A 21059-nucleotide genomic window follows, 5' to 3' on the forward strand; every position below is an offset into this window, starting at 1 on the left:
CCATTCAAAAATAGAGCTTATCTAAAGCTTTGACGTAATCGACTCTGGCTTGATAATGAAAATGTATAAGAACTCCATTAGTTTTAATATCAAGATACGGAATCGACTTCCTGCCGTCATTTAATTGATCTTTCCAGCAGGAAAACAAATATTCCGCCGGCAGAAGGTAAGTTTCATCATGCACAGAGAATTTAACAATAAGAAAACATATACCTCCATGATGATGGCACTCCTTCATATGATCAATTTGATGCTGATGGATGTTACTTAAAGGAAAGGAAGTTTTATTCTTAGTCTCCTTTGCTTCAAAGTCTACGTAACGTCCCCGATAAACCCCGTTAAAATCTGTTGTAGAAGCTTGTTTAAAGTATGCTTCCTTAATGACAGCTGCACTTCGTCTGGGATAATCTACATTTACAATTTGTATAGGTGTAGGTTTTTTATGGATATTCGCAATTTTTGCATTACGATAATATTCGTTGGTCGCAGCAATGTCATCCTCTAAAGTCATTCCTCTGTTACTGAAATCAGGCCTGCTTTTTTTCTTTAGCGGCTGGCTAGAGGACTTTCTCCCATTAGGGTAGTTCACATATTTCCCTCCTAACTTCATGAGGGTATCATACCAAAAAAAGAACCGGGGGTGTTAACAAAATTTCCTCCTTTAGATGCCACTTAATTAACGATTGAAACGCACAAAAGGTTTCACTCTATTATACGACGTGGAACAAGTTACGACAAATTTTAAACGAGAAACATGGCGAATACAAATTAAAAATAAGCACTAAATATAAATTCGTATCTCAATAAGATTTTAAGGGGAGAATATGGATGAAAAACGCTGCTCGACAGCAGCGTTTCTAAGAACCTTATTATGTGGAAGGACGGTTTTCTCCAGCTAATTTTGGATTATCTGTTTTAGCCGGAACAGGTTTCTTTTTACTATTTTTCTTTTGCTCTTTAGCCACGTTATTTCCTCCTTATTTATTGAAATGTCTTTCTTTGTTGCATTAATTCTAGTTTTGTCATCCTTAAAGGAGTTATTCAATTGTACGAGAATAATTATGGCAAGAGCATTTTTAGGAGGAGATCAGATGAATAATAATGAGTCCGTATCCCGTGCTGCTTATGAACGTCAGTTTGTTCAGCTGAAGAAAAAATTTCATTTATTTGAGAAGAGACTTTCTTTAAAAGCTGATGAAATTGTATTTACGATGGCTGTATCCCACCGGAAAGAAATTGACCAGCTAAAAGAAGAGGTTATCCATTTAAGGGAACAGATTAAGGACCTAAAGAAAGAAAAGAAGGTAAGCTCCAAAAAGAATCTCCATCTCTCCTCAAGAAAAAAATCTGCAGGGTAGTTTTGCTTATTTCTTAAAACGTGTTATTGTTTGGTGAAAAAGGTTTGATTCTATATGAAGATACAAAAGCTAACGTTGGACGTAAAGGAATTGATTGATGAGCTTCATAAAAAATTTATGGAAACCGAGGGTCCAGTGGATAAAAATGACCATGATTTCTTTCATAATGTAAAGAAAGAGACAAAGCCACTGTTTGACCTCACCTTTATGTGGCTGGAAGCGGCTGAATCATTTGTGAAAAACCGAGGGATAAGTGTGCATCCAAACCAGGTAAAATCAACTCAGGAAAACATTGAAATGCTTATACTGCACAGCTATTACCTGGATATTGATAAAAAAAGATTTAAAGAGCTCCATCAATCTTCTCATTATGTACTTGATATGATATTAACTGATATAGATAAACAAAAAGAGGCTGGGACATAAGTAAAGCAATGATGTCAAAAACGAACATTTGTATAAACGCAGATGATTAGCGCAGCTAAAATGCGAAGACTCCTTTGGGAACAGCACGAGCCGAAGATCCCGGAGGATAGCGTTCTTTACTTTCTGAAGAAGCTTATGGCCGTGCCCACGCAAAGCGAAGCATTTTGACGGAGCAATAGTGTGAATTCTCTTTAACATAAATAATCCGAACTGATTTCTACAAAATCATTCGGATTATTTATGTTTTATACGATTTTTTTCGACTTCTTTTTGTTTTATCTGGAGCGAATGCGATCAAGTATTAAATAAAAAGCAGGTATTAATATAAGAGTTAAGCTTGTCGAGAAAAGGAGTCCAGACACTATCGAAATGGCTAATGGTTTAAATAAAACATCACCTGTAAAGATGACAGGGGTTAAAGCTGCTATGGAAGTAATAGAAGTTAGAAGGATCGGTCTTATTCTCGCCCGTCCAGCTTCGACTATACTTTGCTGAATAGATGAATAGCTCTTTTTGTTTTGTTCGATGAATTCAATCAGGATCACAGAGTTTCTTACCACGATCCCTGAGAGCGAGACAATTCCTAATACGGCTAGAAAACTTAATGGTTCGTTTGTGATAAACAAGCCAATAATTGATCCGGTTACAGCTATAAATATGCTGCTCGTCACTAAAAACGGCATGGTAAGCGAATTAAATTGTAATGCAATCGTACCGTAGATAAGGAATAATACAATGACAAAAAGTTTAGAAACTTCTGCAAAAAAGTCAGATTGAGCATCGGATTGTCCAGTTTCCTCCAAGGTATATCCTTCAGGGAGATCCTCACTAAGCGAATCAATATCATCTTGAACCGAAGCTGTAAAGTCAGACTCACTTCCTGTTAAAGGATAAGCTTCTATTGTAACTGTCCGCTCGCCGTCAAGATGAGGAATTACACCAATTTGTTCTAATTCATTTACACTGAGAATTTCTTTTAATGTAAATTCCCTTGGAGCTGCATCATCTTCGGCTTCACCGATAATTGTAATGTCGTCTAATGCTAATTTTTCATTGTTATTATCTTCAAGTATTAATTGAACAGGGAGCCGGGCGTTGCCATTATCAAAAGTTCCCAGCGGAATGCCTGTATTAGCCAGCTGTAATTGAGAAGATACTGTCTCTACAGGAATATTGTTTTCTGCTAATAATTCACGGTCGGGCTCATATTGTTTAATTGGCTGCAGCGTGCCAGTGTCAATTGTAACGATCTCTGTGTCTTCTAACTGTTCCAAATGTTCTTTTACAGCTTCTGCTTGCTCTGCAAGCGTATCAATATCCGGTCCCTGCAGCTTAAGCTCTGCAGGAGGTGATGGGGGAGGACCGGAAACTATAGTATCCAAAAATATTTCAGCATCAGGAAATTCTTCTCTTAACTGTTTTTCCCAGTCTCTAATAAATTCCACAGCACTTGAAGCTTCACGGTCCACACGGACGAGAAGCTGCCCCGTATTCTCTCCAGATTGGCTTAATGTTTCACTAAATAAGTTTGGTAACCCCGACCCTGTGTACACTGCAGTTTCTGTAACACTATCTACGTTAGAAGTTATGAATTCTTCCATGGTTTCCAGCTGCGCTTCAGAGTTTTCAATCGTTGTACCTTGTGGAAATTTAACCGAAATTGTAACTTCTGGACGATCGGCTGCCGGGAAAAACTCAAATGGAATTCTTATGACCAGCAAAGATAGTAATACACATACTACAATTCCTGCAATACCTGTCCGAATTGGTCTTTTAACTATCTTTGGAAGCAGCCGGTCAGCATACCCGGTTTCTATACGTTTAAAAAGATCGCTGAGAAGCCCTGTTTTAGTATTTCTCATATTATGAAGGTTTCTTCTTTTGGCAAACTGTACTGTGGGAATTAAAGTGAGTGCAATAAAAGTAGACCCAATTATAGTAAATATTAATAAGCTTGGTAAAGCACGAATGAATTCACCGTTTGAACCTGAAATGAAAGTAAGAGGGAAGAAGCTGAATACGATCATAAGGGTAGAAGTAATGATCGATTTTTTTACTTCCCTTACTCCATTAACGGTCCCTTCTAAAGCAGAATCTCCAAGCTGAAATCTTCTTTGGATATTTTCATTTACTACAATAGCGTCATCAACGAGAATTCCTATTGCAATTATGGCACCAATGACTGAGATTTGATTAAGATCAACCCCTATATACGGCAGGGGAATTAATCCTATTAATATAGAGATTGGTATAGCTGCTGCAGCTAAAACAGCTGAAGATAAAGGGAGTCCAATAACCAAGATGATAACTACGGCAAATAATGAAATTGCAAATGAGGTAATTAAGTTAGAAAATACTTCATCTATAACCGTACTCTGAGTATAGAATTGATCGACGGTCATTTGCTTAGGCAAGTCCTCTGACAAACTCTGTATTTTTTTGTCAATCTCTTCTTGAAGAGCAGAAATATTGCTTCCTTTATCGGCAAGAATCGTAAAAGTTAAAGCACTCTGACCCTTAAAGCTAATTAAATCTTCTTCCTCATTATTTTCAATTCCTACGTCTCCAATGTCGCCTAAAGTCACCGGATCTCCGTTTCCATCAATAGAAATTGCTAATTCTTCATATTCAGCAAGTTCGCTGTATTTTTCGAAGGATAGTTGGTAACGTTTTTCATTATCTTCTTCAGTGCCAATGGCAGCAGGTGATAACTCTTGCTCTACTGCCTCAATCACCTGCTGGGGTGTTATTTGAAATTCCTCAAGTGAATTATTTTCCAGTGAGATAGTAACCTTTTGATCTTGAATTCCTTTAATTTCCACATCGCTTATTCCATTAATGGCAGAGAGCTGTTCTTTCCACTGCACTGCAGTATCTCTCATTTTGTAAAGTTCATCATGTGAATCGGCCAGCATGTGATAAGCAGCTACTGGTGAGGAATTTTCGCCTTTATTGATGCTCGGAGGCTCAGCTTGATCCGGGAACGAACTGGAGGCATCAGCAGCAGCCTGCTGAATTTCATTATTAACAGTGTCGCTGTCAGCATTTTCGCTGAGGGAGGCAGTAATTGTTCCAAATCCTTTCGTTGAATTTGATGTTAATTCTTCGATTCCGCTAATATCCAGAAGTTCTTCTTCCACAGGATTAATGATTGCCCGCTCTACCTCCTCTGGAGATGCCCCCGGGTAAGTGGTAGAAATAGTAGTTACGTTAACACTGATTTCAGGGATTTCACGTTTGGGAAGCTGGAAATATGTAAAAACCCCGGTAAAAATAAGGATTATAATAAGAAGCCAGATCATTTTTCTATAAATTATCACCTGTTTCATTTCGAACCTCCATAATTAATAGTAGAAAAGATAATTCCAGTATAAACTTATTTTTGACACTTGTGTCAAAAATAAGTTTATCAATGTGCCAGGATTATAAAAAAGGTGAAAACGCTTTACAATTATGTTTCATTCTTTTATAATTATCTTCCCAATAAAGGGGGAGGTAATGATGGATACTCAACGTTTAATTAAGGAAGCAATAAAAATTAGAGACAAAGCCTACACACCTTATTCAAAATTTAATGTGGGGGCGGCACTATTAACAAAAGACGGTACTTTATATACTGGCTGTAATATTGAAAACGCAGCTTACCCTGTCACCTGCTGTGCTGAAAGAGTTGCTATTTTTAAAGCTGTTTCTGATGGGCATTACGAATTTAAGGAACTGGCTGTAGTAGCTGATACTGCCCGGCCTGTTCCGCCCTGCGGTTCATGTCGGCAAGTTATGAGTGAGTTCTTCCACCCGGATTTAACTATTCATCTCACGAATTTAACTGATACCGTGAAAACTGTGAAGATGTCTGAACTTTTACCTTTTTCATTCTCACCGGATGATTTAATCAGAAAAGAGTCTTAGAAAGGCTGCCCTGATCTAGGCAGCCTTTTCTCAATGGCAGAGTACCGGTGAAAGGAGAGCCTATGAAAACTATTGTTATCACGGGTTATAAACCTATGGAATTAGGTATTTTTAAAAACGATGATCCCAAAATTAACATCATTAAATCAGCTGTGAAGAAGAAACTTATCAATCTAATTGATGAAGGGCTGCAATGGGTTATTATCTCTGGACAGATGGGGGTTGAACTTTGGACCGGAGAAGTGATAATTGAACTTAAAGAAGAGGATTATGATATTAGCTTAGGAATATTACCTCCTTTTTCAAATCAGCAGTCAAGGTGGCCGGAAGCCATGCAGCTTGCTTATGAACAATTGATTGAACAGTGCGATTTTTATAAAGAAATTTATGAAAAAAATTATGAAGGTCCTCATCAATTCAGGGCTAGAGATCAATTCTTTATCGAGCATTCAGATGGATGTGTAGTACTTTTTGATGAAGAAACCCCTGGCTCGCCCAAATATCTGATAGACTTAATTAAAAAATTTCAAGAGCACCATGATTATGTCCTCTTGTTTATTACCCCGTCAGACTTGGAAGAGACGGCTGAAGAAATAAGGATGATGAACCCTGACTACTGGAGCCAGTAGCAGGGTAAACTGTGAATATGAACAGAAGTGCCTGCTGGAAACAAATATAAAATTGACAATACTCTCTGGATTTGAAAAAATATAAGTAATGTGCTGAACAGAGGTGATAAAAATGAGTGGAGATAAGTACAATTTAGATGGAAAAGCTATTTTAGAAAAAGATTTCAAAACATCAATGCGAGGATATAACCAAGAAGAAGTGGATGAATTCTTAGACATTATCATTCAAGACTATGAAAAATTCCAAAAAGAAATTGAACAGCTTCGGAGCGAGAACAACCGGTTAAAAAAATACTCTTCACGTGATGAAGCGCCGACACAACGCACACGACCTGTCAATAATACTCAAAATCATCAAGTAAATTACGATATTCTTAAACGCGTCTCTAACCTTGAAAAAGCAGTGTTTGGAAAGAAATACGCTGAAGAGTAACCAAAAAATAACAGGTGATTTTTAGATTAGAATATGCTATTATAGTAGGACTTGCTTTCAATAGCAAAAAACAATGAATATTGAATACTCGGGTAATCGCTGCATTGGTTATCTATGCAGAGGAAAGTCCATGCTCGCACAAGCTGAGATGCTTGTAGTGTTCGTGCTTGACGAAATCATAAGTCAAGGTAGCTTAAAAGCTGACGGCAGGGAAAATACCTACGTTCTTTTTGGATAAGGTATGACTACCTTGAAAGTGCCACAGTGACGAAGCTGAAATAGAAATATTTCAGGTGGAACGAGGTAAACCCCGCGAGCGAGCAACCCAAATTAAGGTAGGGGCACTTTTGGATGGGAATTCAACCTGAAAAAAGGCCGCGTAAAGCGGCAGATAGATGGTTACCACCGGAGTACGAGGTTGACCACCGCTTGCAGTACTAAGGAACAGAACATGGCTTACAGAGTATTCAATCGGTCATTGATCATCACAGAAAACCCTTCTCAAAAAGCCAATTGCTTTTTAGAAGGGTTATTTTTTTGAATATGAAACAGTACAATAAATCGTTGCAGCATACTAGGAGGTAAAGGATGTCACCAAAAGTTACATTAATTGCAACTGCAGCCATGGGGATAGAAGCATTTGTGGCTAGAGAAGTCAAAGCCCTCGGCTATGAAGAGGTAAAGGTTGAAAATGGACGTGTTATATTTGAAGCGCCTGTTTCTGCTATTCCAAGAGCTAATTTGTGGCTTCGAACAGCTGACAGAGTACGGTTATTAGTCGGAAGGTTTAAAGCATTCAGCTTTGATGAGCTGTTTGAAAGCACAAAAGCATTGCCCTGGGAACAATTCATAACGGAAGATGGTGAATTTCCGGTTGTAGGGAAATCTGTTAAATCGAAACTATACAGCGTCCCTGATTGTCAGGCAATCGTTAAAAAAGCGATTGTGGAAAGGTTAAAGCAAAAATACGGAGTAGCTTCTATTTTAAAAGAAACAGGAGCATTTCACCGAGTTGAAGTTGCCATTCACAAAGATGAAGTGTTACTTACCATAGATACATCAGGAAGTGGGTTACACAAGCGGGGATATCGAGTAGGTCAGGGTGAAGCACCATTAAAAGAGACACTGGCAGCCGCATTAATTCAGACGACAAACTGGAAGCCGGATATGCCTTTCGTAGACCCTTTCTGCGGGTCTGGAACTATTCCGATTGAAGCAGCCTTAATCGGGCAGAATATTGCTCCGGGCTTTAATAGAGAGTTTGCCTCAGAAAACTGGGGATTTATTGATGAATCTCTGTGGGAGGAAGCGTTTCAAGAAGCAGAAGACTGTGCCCATTATGATCAGCCATTAGACATCACAGGATCCGACATTAGTCATGAAATGATTGATATTGCCAAAACGAATGCCATAGAAGCTGGTCTTGGAGACTTAGTGAAATGGAAGCAAATGCAGGTGAAGGATTTTAACCCGAGAAAAGGTAATGGTTATCTTATCGGCAACCCTCCTTATGGCGAAAGGATGGGGGATAAGGAAGAAGTTGAAAACATGTATCGGGACTTAGGCACCATTATGAGAGATTATCCTTCCTGGAGTGTATATATCTTAACTTCCAACGAAAACTTTGAAGGTTTGTATGGACGTGAAGCAACGAAGAAGCGGAAATTATTTAATGGATTTATTAAAACGGACTACTATCAATTCTTCGGCAAAAACATTAAATAGGGGGATTGTCTTTTGACTCAATTAACGGAGAATCGTTTTTGGGAATTATTAAAGGAGCAGTCAGCATATGAGGAAGCAATCGGGTTAATGGCGTGGGATTTACGCACGAAAGCACCCAAAAAAGGAATGGAGAATCGGTCGGAAGTTATAGGAGTCCTTGCACAGCAGGTTCATGAAATACAGACAAGTGACGAGATGCGGGAGTTAATCGAAACATTAAAACAACACGAGGCCTCTCCTAAACTACTCGCTGCTTTAGACAATTCAAAAGAAACGTATGAACGGACGAAGAAAATTCCGACAAGATTATATAGAGAATTCGTAACACTGCAGACCTCATCAGAATCAAAATGGGCGGAAGCGAAAGAAAACAATGATTTTAAGAGCTTCCAGCCTTATCTTGAAGAATTAGTTCGTTATAATCAGGAATTTGCACGATTATGGGGGTTTGAGGAGCATATTTATGACGCTCTGCTACACAATTACGAGCCGGGTGTAACAGTAGCGAAACTTGATCAAGTCTTCCCTAAAGTAAGAGACGAATTGACGAATTTATTATCTAAAATTCAGACCTCCAGTATAAAGCCTGACTCCACTTTACTTACAGGCCATTTCCCTAAAAAAATGCAGGAACAATTCAGTGAAGAAATTCTTAAGCGGATGTGTTATGACTTTGAAGCAGGCCGTCTGGACGAGACGATTCACCCATTTGCTATCGGTTTAAATGTAAACGATGTTCGCGTAACAACTAAGTATGATGAAAAGGATTTTCGTACAGCCGTGTTTGGGACCATTCATGAGGGAGGACATGCTCTCTATGAGCAAAACATAGATCCTGATTTATCGTTTACTCCTTTAGCTGACGGGACCTCCATGGGACTTCATGAATCTCAATCTTTATTTTGGGAAAATTTTATTGCAAGGAGCCGGGAGTTTTGGGAGAAGCATTACAATCTTTTCCAGACTTTTGCTCCAGAGCGGTTCCAGCAAGTAGCACTGGATGATTTTTTTCTAGCTGTAAACGAGATAAAACCCTCACTCATTCGAATTGAGGCTGATGAACTAACCTACTGTCTTCATATTATGGTGCGTTATGAATTGGAGAAAGGGTTAATCAGTGGAGATATTCAAGTTCACCAGCTGCCGGAATTATGGAATGAGAAAATGGAGTCGTATTTAGGAATTACACCTTCAAACGACTCAGAGGGAGTTCTGCAGGATATTCACTGGGCTGGAGGAGACTTTGGATATTTTCCTTCTTATGCTTTAGGGTACATGTATGCTGCACAGTTCAATAGAGCGATGGAGAAAGAGGTAGATGTAGCAGGTGCTGTGAAGTCAGGGGAGTTTGAAGTTATTAAGAAATGGCTTTCCAAGCGAATTCATAAGTATGGTAAGACGAAGAAACCTCTAGCTATTCTTGAAGAAGTAACTGGAGAAGGCTTAAATCCTGATTATCTCGTTGCGTATTTAACAGAAAAATACAAGAAAATTTACCAGTTTTAAATAGAAAACGTGTGCAGTTTTTTTAAGGCCGTCGAGTTCTCAATGTTCTTTTTTATACTCTGAGAGGAAACTTAAGCAGTTTCCTCTTTTTATATTAAACAGGATAATTTATGAAGATTATGCCACCTTAATGAATAAAGAGGTGGAATTCTATGGCTTATATCATATCGTGTGGACTTAAAGAAGCAGAATTTAATTATGAGCAGTCAGACATTCAGCATCTGATTGAACAGATCTTTCCCTTAAAAGAATCGGATAAAAAGAAATTAATGCCTGTTTTTAATAATAGTGATATTACTTATAGACAACTTGCTTTTCCGTTAAACTGGTATAGAGAAGAACGACAACTTAAAGAAGTAAACGAAGCGTACTGTGATAAAGTAATTGATTATAGTAAGCAGGCAGTTCTAAAATGTTTATCGAATCCTTCTTACTTAGTAAAAAGCATCAACACTGAGGAAATAGATCATATCTTATTTGTGTCTTCGACAGGGATCTCCACCCCGACCATTGATGCTTATTTAATTGATGAGCTTGGGTTACGGGAAGATGTGAAAAGAACACCAATTTTTGGACTGGGCTGTGCCGGGGGTACAAGTGCAGTAGGGAAAGCTTTTGATATTCTTAAAGGCTCCCCCAAAAGCAACATATTAGTCATCTGTGTAGAGCTGTGCAGTGTTACTTTTCAACATAACGATGCAAGAGTAAGTAATTTTGTCGGTTCAGCATTGTTTGGTGATGGTGCCTCGTGTCTTTTGTTAGCCGGGGAAGAATCACAGCTTCTTAAATATCGAGCTTCCCCCATCCCTAAAGTAACCTCATCGAGTACGAAAACCAAACCTAATAGTCAGTCCGTAATGGGGTGGAGAGTAGTCAACACAGGTTTTGAAGTCATCTTTAAAAAAAGCATACCTAAATTGGTTAAAACTTTCTGGAAAGAGCATATAGAAGAACGAATCGCCGAATTGGACATAAAGGTAGAGGAAATGCCTTTCATTGTGGCTCATCCCGGGGGTAGGAAAGTAATCGAAGCTTTTGTCTCTACACTGGGAGTTGATGAAAAACTGGTGATGGATTCAAAAGCTATATTACAGCAGCATGGCAATATGTCATCTCCCACCGTTCATTTTGTTCTGAATAGAATTATGGAGACAAAGCCCGCTTCAGGTACAAAATCTTTTATGACTTCCCTTGGGCCCGGCTTTACTTCTGAGATTGTTAGTCTGGAGTGGAAATAAAATGTGGTTATTTCTCTTTTTAGTCAGCCAGCGTTTAGTAGAACTGGTGATCGCGTGGCGGAATAAAAAATGGATGCTTAAAAGAGGAGGAAAGGAAGTAGAGGCCGGCCATTATCATCTGTTCATCTGGCTACATGCTCTCTTTTTTACGGCCTTATTTGCTGAGTGGTACTTCCTTAAAGAGGAAACGTTATGGCTTGCTCCCTTTTTAATGATTTCCTTTTTAATTTTACAAGCCTTAAGAATATGGTGCATTGCTTCACTCGGGAGAAAATGGAACACTAGAATTATCGTTATTCCTGGAGAGCCGCTTATAGAAAGAGGCCCCTACCAATTTGTTAAACATCCCAACTATGTGATCGTCTTTTTTGAACTTCTCATTATCCCTCTTATTTTTCAAGCTTTTGTAACCGCCGTAATCTTTCCTTTGCTTCATCTTATAGTTCTAAGTGTACGCATACCTGCAGAGGAAAGAGCGTTATCAGGTGATTTCGAATGATTGATAGTTTTACCGATTTTAAGCCAGGTGATTCCCACTTGGTTTATTATTTTGTATACTGGGGTAGAAAGAATTTTGTCGAAATAGGGTAATAGATAAGGAGACTGTTATGAAGCCATCTCACTCATTAGCTTATTATTTGGAAGACTTATGGTCGAGGGGGTTTAAGTTGTCGGATGAACATGTGCGCTTTATTTATTTTGGTAAAAACTCTACAAATACAGAAGACTGGAAAGTGATTTTAGCTCTTCAAATGACTTTAAAATTTCAGCAGAAATTTGACCCCAGCTTTTACATAAGTGTGTTGGAGCTTATAGCTGATAAGGGCGTAACATCTAAAAAAACTGCTTATCAAACACTTGAAAAAAGAGGATTTTCTAATATGGAGACTAAAAGAAGAACCAGCCACTAGCTGCTGGTTTTCCCTTTTTTCAACCCTCAGCCCTGCAATCTTTTTCCTTCCGCACGCAAAGGGATATAAAATACTAGTAGTAGAGAAACCCCTTCTGCTACTGATTCTTCTTTAATTCCTTTCTGGCTAACGCGTCCGCGTGTTTATTATCCTTATCAGGAATCCATTTATAAAATACATAAGAGAAATTCCCATGTAATTCTAATATTTGTTTAAGAAGGGGAGAGTACACCGGGTTCCTGCAATGCTCAGCATCAGCTGAACGCACGACAAGCTGGGAATCACTCCGAATAGAGATGATTTCCCCTGCGAAATGGTCTTTGCAATATAGTAAGGCATGAATAACAGCTAAAAATTCAGCTTCGTGATTTGAGCATACTCCTAGATACTTACTAAATTGATGATGCTCTTTAATATAAATACCAGCTGCACTTGCTCCCGGATTGCCGGCAGTCGCTGCGTCAGTGTAAACTTCTATCATTTATAAAACTCCTTCTTAACAAGAATGGAAGGATTTTGCTGCACGATATTTCAAAATCCAGCTAAATAGACCCTGCCTGGCAGCTATCCGATCATTTAGTCCTACACAACTTCATAGAATAACTATGTGTATATGTTGCTCATACTATATGAGCTCTCTTTATTTTGGTGAAGGGAGAAGCTTTTAAACCTCATGAATCAACAGTTTTCTATTATAATTCCATGCTTTGATGATTTCAATTAAATTCTTCAGTAACTTATAATCCGTGTACAATAGATATAGATTGTTCATATAAAGGAGCTGTCCCTTATGAAATCTGATATTGAAATTGCTTTAGAATCCACTTTGTGGCCAATTAAAAATGTGGCCGAACAATTGTCGCTCAGTGAAAATGACTGGGAACCTTTTGGTCACTATAAAGCCAAACTTTCTACGACTATTATAAATGATAGAGAAACTAAGTCAGATGGAAAAGTTATTCTTATTACCTCGATTAATCCAACTCCTGCAGGCGAAGGGAAATCGACTGTTACTGTGGGGTTAGGTCAGGCTCTTTGCCAGCTTAATCAAAAAGCCATTATTGCTTTAAGAGAACCTTCACTCGGTCCAACGATGGGAATAAAGGGGGGGGCCTGCGGCGGCGGCTATTCTCAAGTTCTGCCGATGCAGGATATTAATCTTCATTTCACAGGTGATCTTCACGCGATCACATCGGCGAACAACGCCCTATCAGCCTTTATAGATAATCATATCCATCAAGGGAATGAGTTACATATTGATCCTAGACGAGTCAGCTGGAAGCGGGTTATGGATTTAAACGACAGGGCCCTTCGGGAAGTAGTTGTGGGTCTTGGGGGCCCCGTGAAAGGTGTTCCACGGCAGGACGGGTTTACGATCACGGTGGCCTCAGAAATTATGGCGATTCTATGCTTGGCTGACGGTCTTGAAGATTTAAAACGACGACTGGCCGCCATTATTATCGGGTACACCTATGATAAACAACCTGTTACCGTTTTGGATCTCGGTTTTGAGGGTGCATTAACCCTGCTGCTTCATCAAGCAGTCAAGCCAAACTTAGTACAGACGGTAGAGAATACACCGGCAATTATCCATGGAGGTCCATTTGCTAATATCGCTCATGGCTGTAACAGTTTAATCGCGACGAAATCCGCTGCTAAGCTCGGTGATTATGTCGTTACCGAAGCTGGTTTTGGTGCTGACCTTGGAGCTGAAAAGTTTTTAAATATAAAAACACGAGCAGGAAACTTCAAGCCTGCTGCTGTCGTAATAGTTGCAACGGTCAGAGCACTAAAAATGCACGGAGGAGCAGCGGTAAAAGACTTAGCTGAAGAGGATGTCGAAGCATTAAAAAAAGGGACCGATAACTTAAAGAAACATATGGAGACCATTGAGCAGTTCAACCTTCCGTATGTTGTGGCAATTAATCACTTTCCAACGGATACCGGACAGGAAATTAATTATTTAAAAAAATGGTGCTCGGCTCAGGGCGCTGAATTTTCTTTAACGGAAGTGTTTGCTAAAGGAGGGGCCGGCGGACTTGACTTAGCCAAAAAAGTTATCGAGTGCTGCAAGAAGGATAAAGGAGCTATGACCTACACTTATGAGCTGAAAGATTCTGTAGAGGAGAAAATTCGAAAGATTGCTGTTAAAATATACGGAGCGGCCCGAGTTGAATTTACTCCTTCTTCCCGCAGGCAGCTGAAACAAATTGAAGAGCATGGTCACAATGATCTGCCGGTCTGCATGGCGAAATCTCCTTATTCACTTTCAGATGACCCTGCGTTATTAGGTCGGCCACGCGGATTTACGATTACAGTAAAGGAATTAAGAGTTTCTGCAGGCGCCGGCTTTATCGTGGCTCTAACAGGTGACGTGATGACAATGCCGGGGCTTCCAAAGAAACCCGCTGCATTAAAAATGAATGTCCAGGAGGACGGTTCGATAACGGGGCTTTTTTAAGTTACTAGAGAAGGAGGTAGAAGCATGATAAGGATTGGCTTAACAGGGTGGGGGGATCACGCTTCACTTTACCCTGATCAAACGAAGCCTGAAGAAAAACTTGGAGTGTATGCTTCCCATTTTCCTGTAGTAGAAGTTGATACAGCTTTTTATGCCATACAGCCTGTTAAGCACTATGAAAAATGGCTGAATCAAACTCCAGATGAATTCTCTTTTGTTATTAAAGCATTCCAACAGCTGACGGGACATGACCGCGAGACAAGGACGATTCAGGAAGCTAAGGATATTATTAAAGCGTATGAAGAGTCGATACAGCCTGTTGTTGAATCTGGCAGAGTACAAAGTCTGCTTTTTCAATTCCCTCCTTGGTTTGACGTAAGAAAAGAGCATATCCAGAAGCTGAGACTAATCAAAGAATGGTTAGAACCCTATCCGCTTGCTTTGGAGTTTAGAAATCAAACGTGGTTTAACGAAAAATATAGAGAACAGACGTTGAAATTTATGAAAGACTATCAGTGGATTCATACCATTTGTGACGAGCCTCAAGCAGGGGATGGGTCTGTACCATTAGTGGAAGCGGTCACTCATCCTGCCCAGTCTCTCGTAAGGTTCCACGGACGTAACCTGCATGGATGGAATAAGAACGGACGTAAAGATTGGCGGAAAGTCCGATTTCTTTACCGTTATAACGAACAGGAATTATTAGAATGGGTCCAGAGAGTCAAGAGACTTCAAAATGAAGCGGAAAAGATTACATTGTTGTTTAATAACAACTCAGGCGGCGATGCTGCTGATAATGCTAAACAGCTGCAATCACTACTTAATATAGAATATAAGAATTTGAATCCGAGGCAAATGGATCTTTTTCAATTTTAGAGGTGAAATATGAGAGAAGAACGTATCCTCGAACTAGTGCAGCAATATGTAAATGATCATTTTGAACATGAGCCTTCAGGACACGATTATTACCATATGAAACGAGTAGCGAAATGGGCGGGAACACTAGCCTTTCATGAAGGCGCGGACTCTTTTACCGCAGAACTTGCCGGATGGCTGCATGATATTGGTGATTCGAAGCTGTTTGATGATCCTGATTCAATCTATAAGGAATTAGATCAATTTCTTAGTTCAATCCAGATCTCTCCATCCAAAAGAGCAGTTATTTTTGATATTATTAAAAATATATCTTTTTCTAAAGGACAGGTTCCCGAGTCAATTGAAGGGAAAATTGTACAGGATGCAGACCGGTTAGATGCTATAGGTGCAGTAGGTATTGCACGCACATTCGCTTATGGCGGTTTGAAGAAGCAGTTAATTTATGATGAAAACGATCATTACTCGTCATCTATTCAGCACTTTTATGATAAACTGCTGCATCTCAGCAGCGGGATGCACACGAAGAAAGCTCAGGAGGAAGCAAGGAAACGACATGATTTTATGGAACAATATTTGCGGCAATTTTTAGATGAATGGAACAGCGTAGAAAGAGCAGGTGAAGAAAAATGACAAATGAAAGCAGTTACCTGGCGCTTTGTGAGGAAGTCTTGAACAAAGGGGCAGTTAAAGGAGATCGAACAGGAACGGGAACGCAATCTATATTTGGCTGCCAAATGAGATTCAACCTTGAGGAAGGCTTTCCACTGTTGACAACCAAGCGGGTCCCTTTTCGATTAATTGTAAGTGAATTGTTGTGGTTTATTAAAGGTGATACAAACATTCGCTATTTACTGCAGCATAACAACAATATCTGGAATGAATGGGCTTTTCAATCCTATATTGAGAGTGATGAGTACCAGGGACCTGATATGTCAGACTTTGGGAGACGAAGCCAGCTGGAAGAGGATTTTAAAATGGAATATGACAAACAAATGAATCATTTCAAAGAAAAGATTTTAACAGATGATTCTTTCAGTGAGCGTTTTGGCAGTCTTGGCGCGGTATATGGTAAACAGTGGAGAGCGTGGCAGACTTCCCGAGGAGAGACAATTGATCAACTAAAGGATGTAATCAATAATATTAAACAGAACCCTGATTCTAGAAGGCATATTGTAACGGCTTGGAATCCTGAAGATGTTCCATCCAATATGGCTCTGCCGCCTTGTCATATGATGTTTCAATTTTATGTAGCTGATGGGAAGCTGTCATGTCAGCTGTACCAAAGAAGCGCTGATATTTTTCTAGGAGTTCCATTTAACATAGCAAGCTATGCTTTGTTAACTCACCTTATTGCCAGAGAATGCGGGCTTGCTGCGGGAGAGTTCATCCACACTTTAGGTGATGCCCATATTTACTCCAATCACGTGGAACAGATTAATAAGCAGCTGTCCCGCGATATAAAAGAAGCCCCGTCTCTATGGCTTAACGACGAAAAAACCAGCGTTTTTGATTTCGAAATAGAAGATATTAAAATAGAAAACTATGACCCGCACCCAGGCATTAAAGCGCCGGTAGCAGTTTAAGAAAAGGTTGAGGTGAAGCTATGATTTCATTTGTATTCGCTATGGATCAAAATCGTGTTATCGGAAAGGATAACGATCTGCCCTGGCATATCCCGAGAGATTTTAAGTTTTTTAAAGAGAAAACATGGGGACAGACGATTATTATGGGGAGAAAAACGTTTGAATCGTTCGGAAAACCTCTTCCTGAGCGCAGGCATATTATTGTCACGTCCAATCCTGATTATGAAGTAAAAGACTGCGAAATATATCATTCCATTGATGACATCCTTCGTTTGAACGAGACCTATCCAGAAAAAGAATGGTTTGTTATTGGAGGCAGTGTTTTATTTGAGAAAATGCTTTCGCATGCTGATCGTATGTATATGACTTATATTGATTATACTTTTGAAGGGGATACTTTCTTCCCCGATTATAATGAAGCCGATTGGCATTTGATAGAGGAGAATAAGGGAATTAAAGATGATAAAAACCCTTACGATTATTATTTTAGAATCTACGATCGTGTGAGACTATAAGTATGGAGAATGTAAGCGGAGCTATTCTGGCAGGCGGTGGATCAACTAGAATGGGTCGTGACAAAGCCGGCCTTTCTTTAGGGGACAGGTCCGTGATTGAAAGTATTTACCGGGTTATGAGTCAAGCTTTTTCCAATATTATTATCAATCGCAGCAGACCTCTTACACTTAATGCGGTTTACATTGAAGATTATTATAAACAACACGGTCCGTTAGGCGGCCTGCATGCTGTTTTATCATCAGCCGGGTCAGAGTATGTGTATGTGACTGCTTGTGACACTCCGTTTATACAAGGTGAAGTGATTCAATTTTTAAGGACAAGCCTGACGCCTGGTATTGATGCTGTTGTCCCCGTTTACGAAAAAAGGGTGCAGCCGCTTGCAGGCATATATCATACACGCGTTGAAAAATATTGCGCACAGCTGCTGGAAGAAGGAGAAAGAAAAATGCAGTCTCTTTTAGATCAAATTAACGTTCTGTATGTCGCTGATTTCCCCGGCATCAGTGATTCAAACCTTTGCTGGCATTTTTTTAATATGAATTCCCGGGAGGACTATAGAACCGCTCTGGAAAAAATACGTACAGAATAAAGACATGCACGTACAAACGTGATATGATAGACGCAGGACTGACGCAGATGAATGCATTTACAACAAAAATTCAGGTTAGATACTTATTTATAAGGAAGGTGGCCTCTCATGCTTTCAAGTATTGGGATCCCTGGTTTAATTTTAATTTTAGTGATAGCTTTAGTTATTTTCGGTCCTAAGAAACTTCCGGAGATCGGCAAAGCTACCGGTGAAACTTTAAAAGAATTTAAAAAATCGGCACGTGATCTTACTGGCGATGTTAAAGAAGATGTAAATGAAGCGAAAAATATCATAGACGATAAGAAATAAATCGTCCTAATGGAGTGTTGATACATGTTTTCAAACATTGGCGTTCCTGGTCTGCTGCTTATTTTAATTATTGCATTAGTTATTTTTGGTCCGGCCAAGCTCCCTGAAATTGGGAAAGCTTTCGGAAGTTCTTTAAAAGAGTTTAAGAAAGCTGCAGGAGATATGATGTCAGATGATCCATCAACCAAAAATAAAGACAAAAATGAAAATAAGAAGATGTAAGGGGAACTCCCTTACATCTTCTTTATGTAAGGGCATCTGTAAAAGCTTGGAGGTTTATAAATGACAGACCTTAAAAACAGCAGTCAAGATATAGAAATGAATATGACGGATCACCTAAGTGAGTTAAGGAAACGTATCATTTATTCTCTTCTCTCTTTTGTTGTATTCTTCATAGCAGGATTTATTTATATACGGGATATTTATGGGTTTCTAGAAGCTGATATACCTATTAAGTTGAGTGTGACAAGCCCGGGAGAAGTGGTATGGATCTATTTTACCCTTGCGAGTATCATAGCCTTAATCGGCTCTCTTCCTTTGCTCTGCCTGCAGCTGTGGCTTTTTATAAAGCCGGCGTTGACTCCTAAGGAGAAAAAAGCATCACTTGCTTATATTCCCGCCGTTTTTCTATTATTTGTGGCCGGGCTTGGATTTGGATATACCGTATTTGTCCAATTAATTCTTCCATTTCTCTTATCGTTAAATGAGGGAATGTTTAATGAATTATTTACAGTTGAACGTTATTTTCGATTTGTTTTTCGCGTGACGATTCCTTTTGCGATATTATTTGAGATTCCTATAATTGTTATGTTTTTAACAAGCCTGGGCATTGTTACGCCTGAATGGTTATCCAAAATTAGAAAATACGCATATTTCGTTCTTATTATTATAGGTACCATGATTACTCCGCCAGACTTTATCCTGCAGATTGTAGTGGCCATTCCATTAATCCTGCTTTATGAAGTAAGTATTATATTATCGCGGATGGTTTATCGTAAGAAGCTTAAAGCTCATCGGGAATTTATGGAGGATCAGGAGGAATAAGACTGATCCTTTATTTTTGCTTCATTCTGTGAAACGTGATAAAAGTATAGACAAGTATGATGGTGAGGGAGGAAACGGGATGAGGTCGTTTTACCATTACATGATGAGATATAGAGGTAATATCGAGGCCGATGACGAAAAAAAACTTGCGGAGTGGATGTTTGAAGACCACAGCTTCCCAAAGCAGGCAACCTCTTACAATGAAATCAGCAGCTACTTGGAATGGAATATCCCTTTTTCAAGTGCTTTATCTGTATTTGACAGGTTGTATGATGTCTATCAAATTGAAGAAGATTAGTTAGCAAAAGGTACCTGTTTAAGGTATCTTTTCTTTTTTCATGAACGATGACATTTTAGTATAATAATAGTATGTATTTTTGATAGGAGGGGTTTAACGGAATGAAGATATTACATACGGCCGACTGGCATTTAGGCAAAATAGTTAACAATATATATATGACCAGCGACCAGGAGTATATATTGGACCAGTTTATCGATACAGTTAAAAAAGAGAAGCCCGATGTCATTGTTATTGCCGGGGACTTATATGATCGTTCCATCCCCCCAAAACAAGCAGTGGAATTACTTAATGATACTTTAACCACTTTAATAAATGATCTCCAGCTTCCCGTTTTGGCGATTACAGGAAATCACGACAGTCCTGACCGGCTTGATTTTGGCTCGAAGCTGTTTCGAAAACAAAACCTGTACCTTGAAACAAAGCTCAGCTTGGAGCCTGTTACCTTCCATGATGAGGAAGGACCAGTTCACTTCCACCTCATCCCTTACGTAGAACCGGCTGAAGTGGCTTACGTATTTAACGACGATTCTATTAAAAGCCACCAGCAGGCATCAAGAAGGCTGATCCAACATATTGAGGACCATTATGATATGAATGAGCGCCATGTATGGGTAGGTCATTCTTTTATTGCTGGTGGAATGGAATCGGAATCAGAAGAAAGACTTTCCATGATAGGGGGCACCCCTTATGTAGACGCTGAATTGTTTAGAAATTTCAGCTACGTAGCTTTAGGCCACCTTCATCAAGCTCAGAAAATTAAACAGGAAAACATTCGGTATAGTGGATCTATATTAAAATATTCTTTTTCAGAAGCGAACCATAATAAATCAATTACAATAGCCCAATTAAGCCGTGAGCACTGCGATATTGAAAAAATACCACTTGTCCCAGAACGGGATTTTGAAATCATTGAAGGTTATTTTTCCGATTTACTGGACGGTGCCTCTGCCGCTAACCCTGAGAATTATTTGCACGTACGGTTGTTAGATGATGGAACGATACTTGATCCGATGGGCAAATTAAGAAAAGTTTATCCTAATATTCTTCATTTAGAGAGAGCGGCATTATCCCCCATGAATCAACATGAACATTTAGATCAGCTGAAATCCAGACAGCGGCTCGATCCAGTGGATCTTTTTACCGATTTTTATAAGGAAATAAAACAAGACGAACTGCCTGAAAAAAGAAAGCATCTGATCGAATCTGCTATTGAAGAATTGCGGCTTCAGGAAAGGGGGAAATAGT

Annotated in this window: 24 protein-coding genes and 1 other RNA gene; 22 read left to right on the top strand and 3 right to left on the bottom strand. The window is 39.3% G+C overall.

The window, feature by feature from the left end:
* Nucleotides 1–4 precede the first annotated feature (4 nt).
* A complete protein-coding gene (gene recU, locus LF822_RS02910) occupies nt 5–589 on the bottom strand; it encodes a Holliday junction resolvase RecU (protein ID WP_253922456.1) in 585 nt (194 codons plus the stop codon).
* 502 nt (nt 590–1091) lie between these two features.
* On the opposite strand from recU, the gene LF822_RS02915 reads away from it, so the two are divergent.
* Nucleotides 1092–1358: a hypothetical protein gene (locus LF822_RS02915; RefSeq protein WP_253922457.1), complete on the top strand. Its 267-nt coding sequence runs from the start codon at nt 1092–1094 to the stop codon at nt 1356–1358.
* A gap of 54 nt (nt 1359–1412) precedes the next feature.
* The gene (locus tag LF822_RS02920; protein ID WP_253922458.1) at nt 1413–1784 is read left to right on the top strand and encodes a DUF1798 family protein; all 372 of its coding nucleotides are present in this window, start codon (nt 1413–1415) and stop codon (nt 1782–1784) included.
* A gap of 275 nt (nt 1785–2059) precedes the next feature.
* Here LF822_RS02920 and LF822_RS02925 read toward each other — a convergent pair whose 3' ends face one another.
* Nucleotides 2060–5113 carry an efflux RND transporter permease subunit gene (locus tag LF822_RS02925; protein ID WP_253922459.1) on the bottom strand — a complete coding sequence of 1018 codons (3054 nt, stop codon included), beginning with the start codon at nt 5111–5113 and terminating at the stop codon, nt 2060–2062.
* A gap of 172 nt (nt 5114–5285) precedes the next feature.
* Between LF822_RS02925 and LF822_RS02930 the strand changes: the two genes are divergently transcribed.
* The 9 genes from LF822_RS02930 (at nt 5286) to LF822_RS02970 (ending at nt 12135) form a co-directional block, all read left to right on the top strand.
* Nucleotides 5286–5693 (top strand): cytidine deaminase, encoded by a 408-nt coding sequence (locus LF822_RS02930; protein ID WP_253923445.1) that lies wholly within the window; start codon nt 5286–5288, stop codon nt 5691–5693.
* A 62-nt stretch (nt 5694–5755) separates the two neighbouring features.
* Nucleotides 5756–6322: an SLOG family protein gene (locus tag LF822_RS02935; protein ID WP_253922460.1), complete on the top strand. Its 567-nt coding sequence runs from the start codon at nt 5756–5758 to the stop codon at nt 6320–6322.
* A gap of 112 nt (nt 6323–6434) precedes the next feature.
* On the top strand, nt 6435–6755 hold the full coding sequence (gene gpsB, locus LF822_RS02940) for a cell division regulator GpsB (RefSeq protein ID WP_253922461.1): 321 nt from the start codon (nt 6435–6437) through the stop codon (nt 6753–6755).
* Nucleotides 6756–6839: 84 nt separating this feature from the next.
* Nucleotides 6840–7219, top strand: an RNA gene (gene rnpB, locus LF822_RS02945) — RNase P RNA component class B.
* A gap of 124 nt (nt 7220–7343) precedes the next feature.
* On the top strand, nt 7344–8480 hold the full coding sequence (locus LF822_RS02950) for a THUMP domain-containing class I SAM-dependent RNA methyltransferase (protein WP_253922462.1): 1137 nt from the start codon (nt 7344–7346) through the stop codon (nt 8478–8480).
* A gap of 12 nt (nt 8481–8492) precedes the next feature.
* On the top strand, nt 8493–9986 hold the full coding sequence (locus LF822_RS02955; protein ID WP_253922463.1) for a carboxypeptidase M32: 1494 nt from the start codon (nt 8493–8495) through the stop codon (nt 9984–9986).
* A 152-nt stretch (nt 9987–10138) separates the two neighbouring features.
* Entirely contained in the window at nt 10139–11224 is a 1086-nt protein-coding gene (locus LF822_RS02960; RefSeq protein WP_253922464.1) for a type III polyketide synthase, read from the top strand.
* 1 nt (nt 11225) lies between these two features.
* Nucleotides 11226–11723, top strand: a complete 498-nt coding sequence (locus tag LF822_RS02965) for an isoprenylcysteine carboxyl methyltransferase family protein (RefSeq protein ID WP_253922465.1) — start codon at nt 11226–11228, stop codon at nt 11721–11723.
* 109 nt (nt 11724–11832) lie between these two features.
* The gene (locus LF822_RS02970; protein ID WP_256521421.1) at nt 11833–12135 is read left to right on the top strand and encodes a DUF6123 family protein; all 303 of its coding nucleotides are present in this window, start codon (nt 11833–11835) and stop codon (nt 12133–12135) included.
* Nucleotides 12136–12232: 97 nt separating this feature from the next.
* On the opposite strand, the gene LF822_RS02975 is transcribed toward LF822_RS02970, so the two are convergent.
* Nucleotides 12233–12616, bottom strand: a complete 384-nt coding sequence (locus tag LF822_RS02975) for a ribonuclease HI family protein (RefSeq protein WP_253922467.1) — start codon at nt 12614–12616, stop codon at nt 12233–12235.
* Nucleotides 12617–12925: 309 nt separating this feature from the next.
* On the opposite strand from LF822_RS02975, the gene LF822_RS02980 reads away from it, so the two are divergent.
* The 11 genes from LF822_RS02980 (at nt 12926) to LF822_RS03030 (ending at nt 21058) form a co-directional block, all read left to right on the top strand.
* A complete protein-coding gene (locus LF822_RS02980; protein ID WP_253922468.1) occupies nt 12926–14596 on the top strand; it encodes a formate--tetrahydrofolate ligase in 1671 nt (556 codons plus the stop codon).
* Between the two features lie 24 nt (nt 14597–14620).
* Nucleotides 14621–15472 carry a DUF72 domain-containing protein gene (locus tag LF822_RS02985; RefSeq protein WP_253922469.1) on the top strand — a complete coding sequence of 284 codons (852 nt, stop codon included), beginning with the start codon at nt 14621–14623 and terminating at the stop codon, nt 15470–15472.
* 9 nt (nt 15473–15481) lie between these two features.
* Entirely contained in the window at nt 15482–16102 is a 621-nt protein-coding gene (locus LF822_RS02990; protein ID WP_253922470.1) for an HD domain-containing protein, read from the top strand.
* A complete protein-coding gene (locus LF822_RS02995) occupies nt 16099–17055 on the top strand; it encodes a thymidylate synthase (RefSeq protein WP_253922471.1) in 957 nt (318 codons plus the stop codon). The genes LF822_RS02990 and LF822_RS02995 overlap by 4 nt, the downstream gene beginning before the upstream one ends.
* Before the next feature lie 20 nt (nt 17056–17075).
* Complete coding sequence (locus LF822_RS03000) at nt 17076–17570, top strand: dihydrofolate reductase (RefSeq protein ID WP_253922472.1); 495 nt, start codon at nt 17076–17078, stop codon at nt 17568–17570.
* 2 nt (nt 17571–17572) lie between these two features.
* Nucleotides 17573–18160 carry a molybdenum cofactor guanylyltransferase gene (mobA, locus tag LF822_RS03005; RefSeq protein ID WP_253922473.1) on the top strand — a complete coding sequence of 196 codons (588 nt, stop codon included), beginning with the start codon at nt 17573–17575 and terminating at the stop codon, nt 18158–18160.
* A 108-nt stretch (nt 18161–18268) separates the two neighbouring features.
* Nucleotides 18269–18469, top strand: a complete 201-nt coding sequence (locus LF822_RS03010; protein WP_253922474.1) for a twin-arginine translocase TatA/TatE family subunit — start codon at nt 18269–18271, stop codon at nt 18467–18469.
* 24 nt (nt 18470–18493) lie between these two features.
* On the top strand, nt 18494–18691 hold the full coding sequence (gene tatA, locus LF822_RS03015; protein ID WP_253922475.1) for a twin-arginine translocase TatA/TatE family subunit: 198 nt from the start codon (nt 18494–18496) through the stop codon (nt 18689–18691).
* A 60-nt stretch (nt 18692–18751) separates the two neighbouring features.
* On the top strand, nt 18752–19513 hold the full coding sequence (gene tatC, locus LF822_RS03020) for a twin-arginine translocase subunit TatC (RefSeq protein WP_253922476.1): 762 nt from the start codon (nt 18752–18754) through the stop codon (nt 19511–19513).
* A 79-nt stretch (nt 19514–19592) separates the two neighbouring features.
* Entirely contained in the window at nt 19593–19811 is a 219-nt protein-coding gene (locus LF822_RS03025) for a YozE family protein (RefSeq protein WP_253922477.1), read from the top strand.
* 101 nt (nt 19812–19912) lie between these two features.
* Nucleotides 19913–21058, top strand: a complete 1146-nt coding sequence (locus LF822_RS03030; RefSeq protein WP_253922478.1) for an exonuclease SbcCD subunit D — start codon at nt 19913–19915, stop codon at nt 21056–21058.
* The last annotated feature ends 1 nt before the right edge of the window (nt 21059 follow it).

It is taken from the genome of Halobacillus sp. A5 (assembly GCF_024189315.1).
GTDB lineage: Bacteria > Bacillota > Bacilli > Bacillales > Halobacillaceae > Halobacillus_A.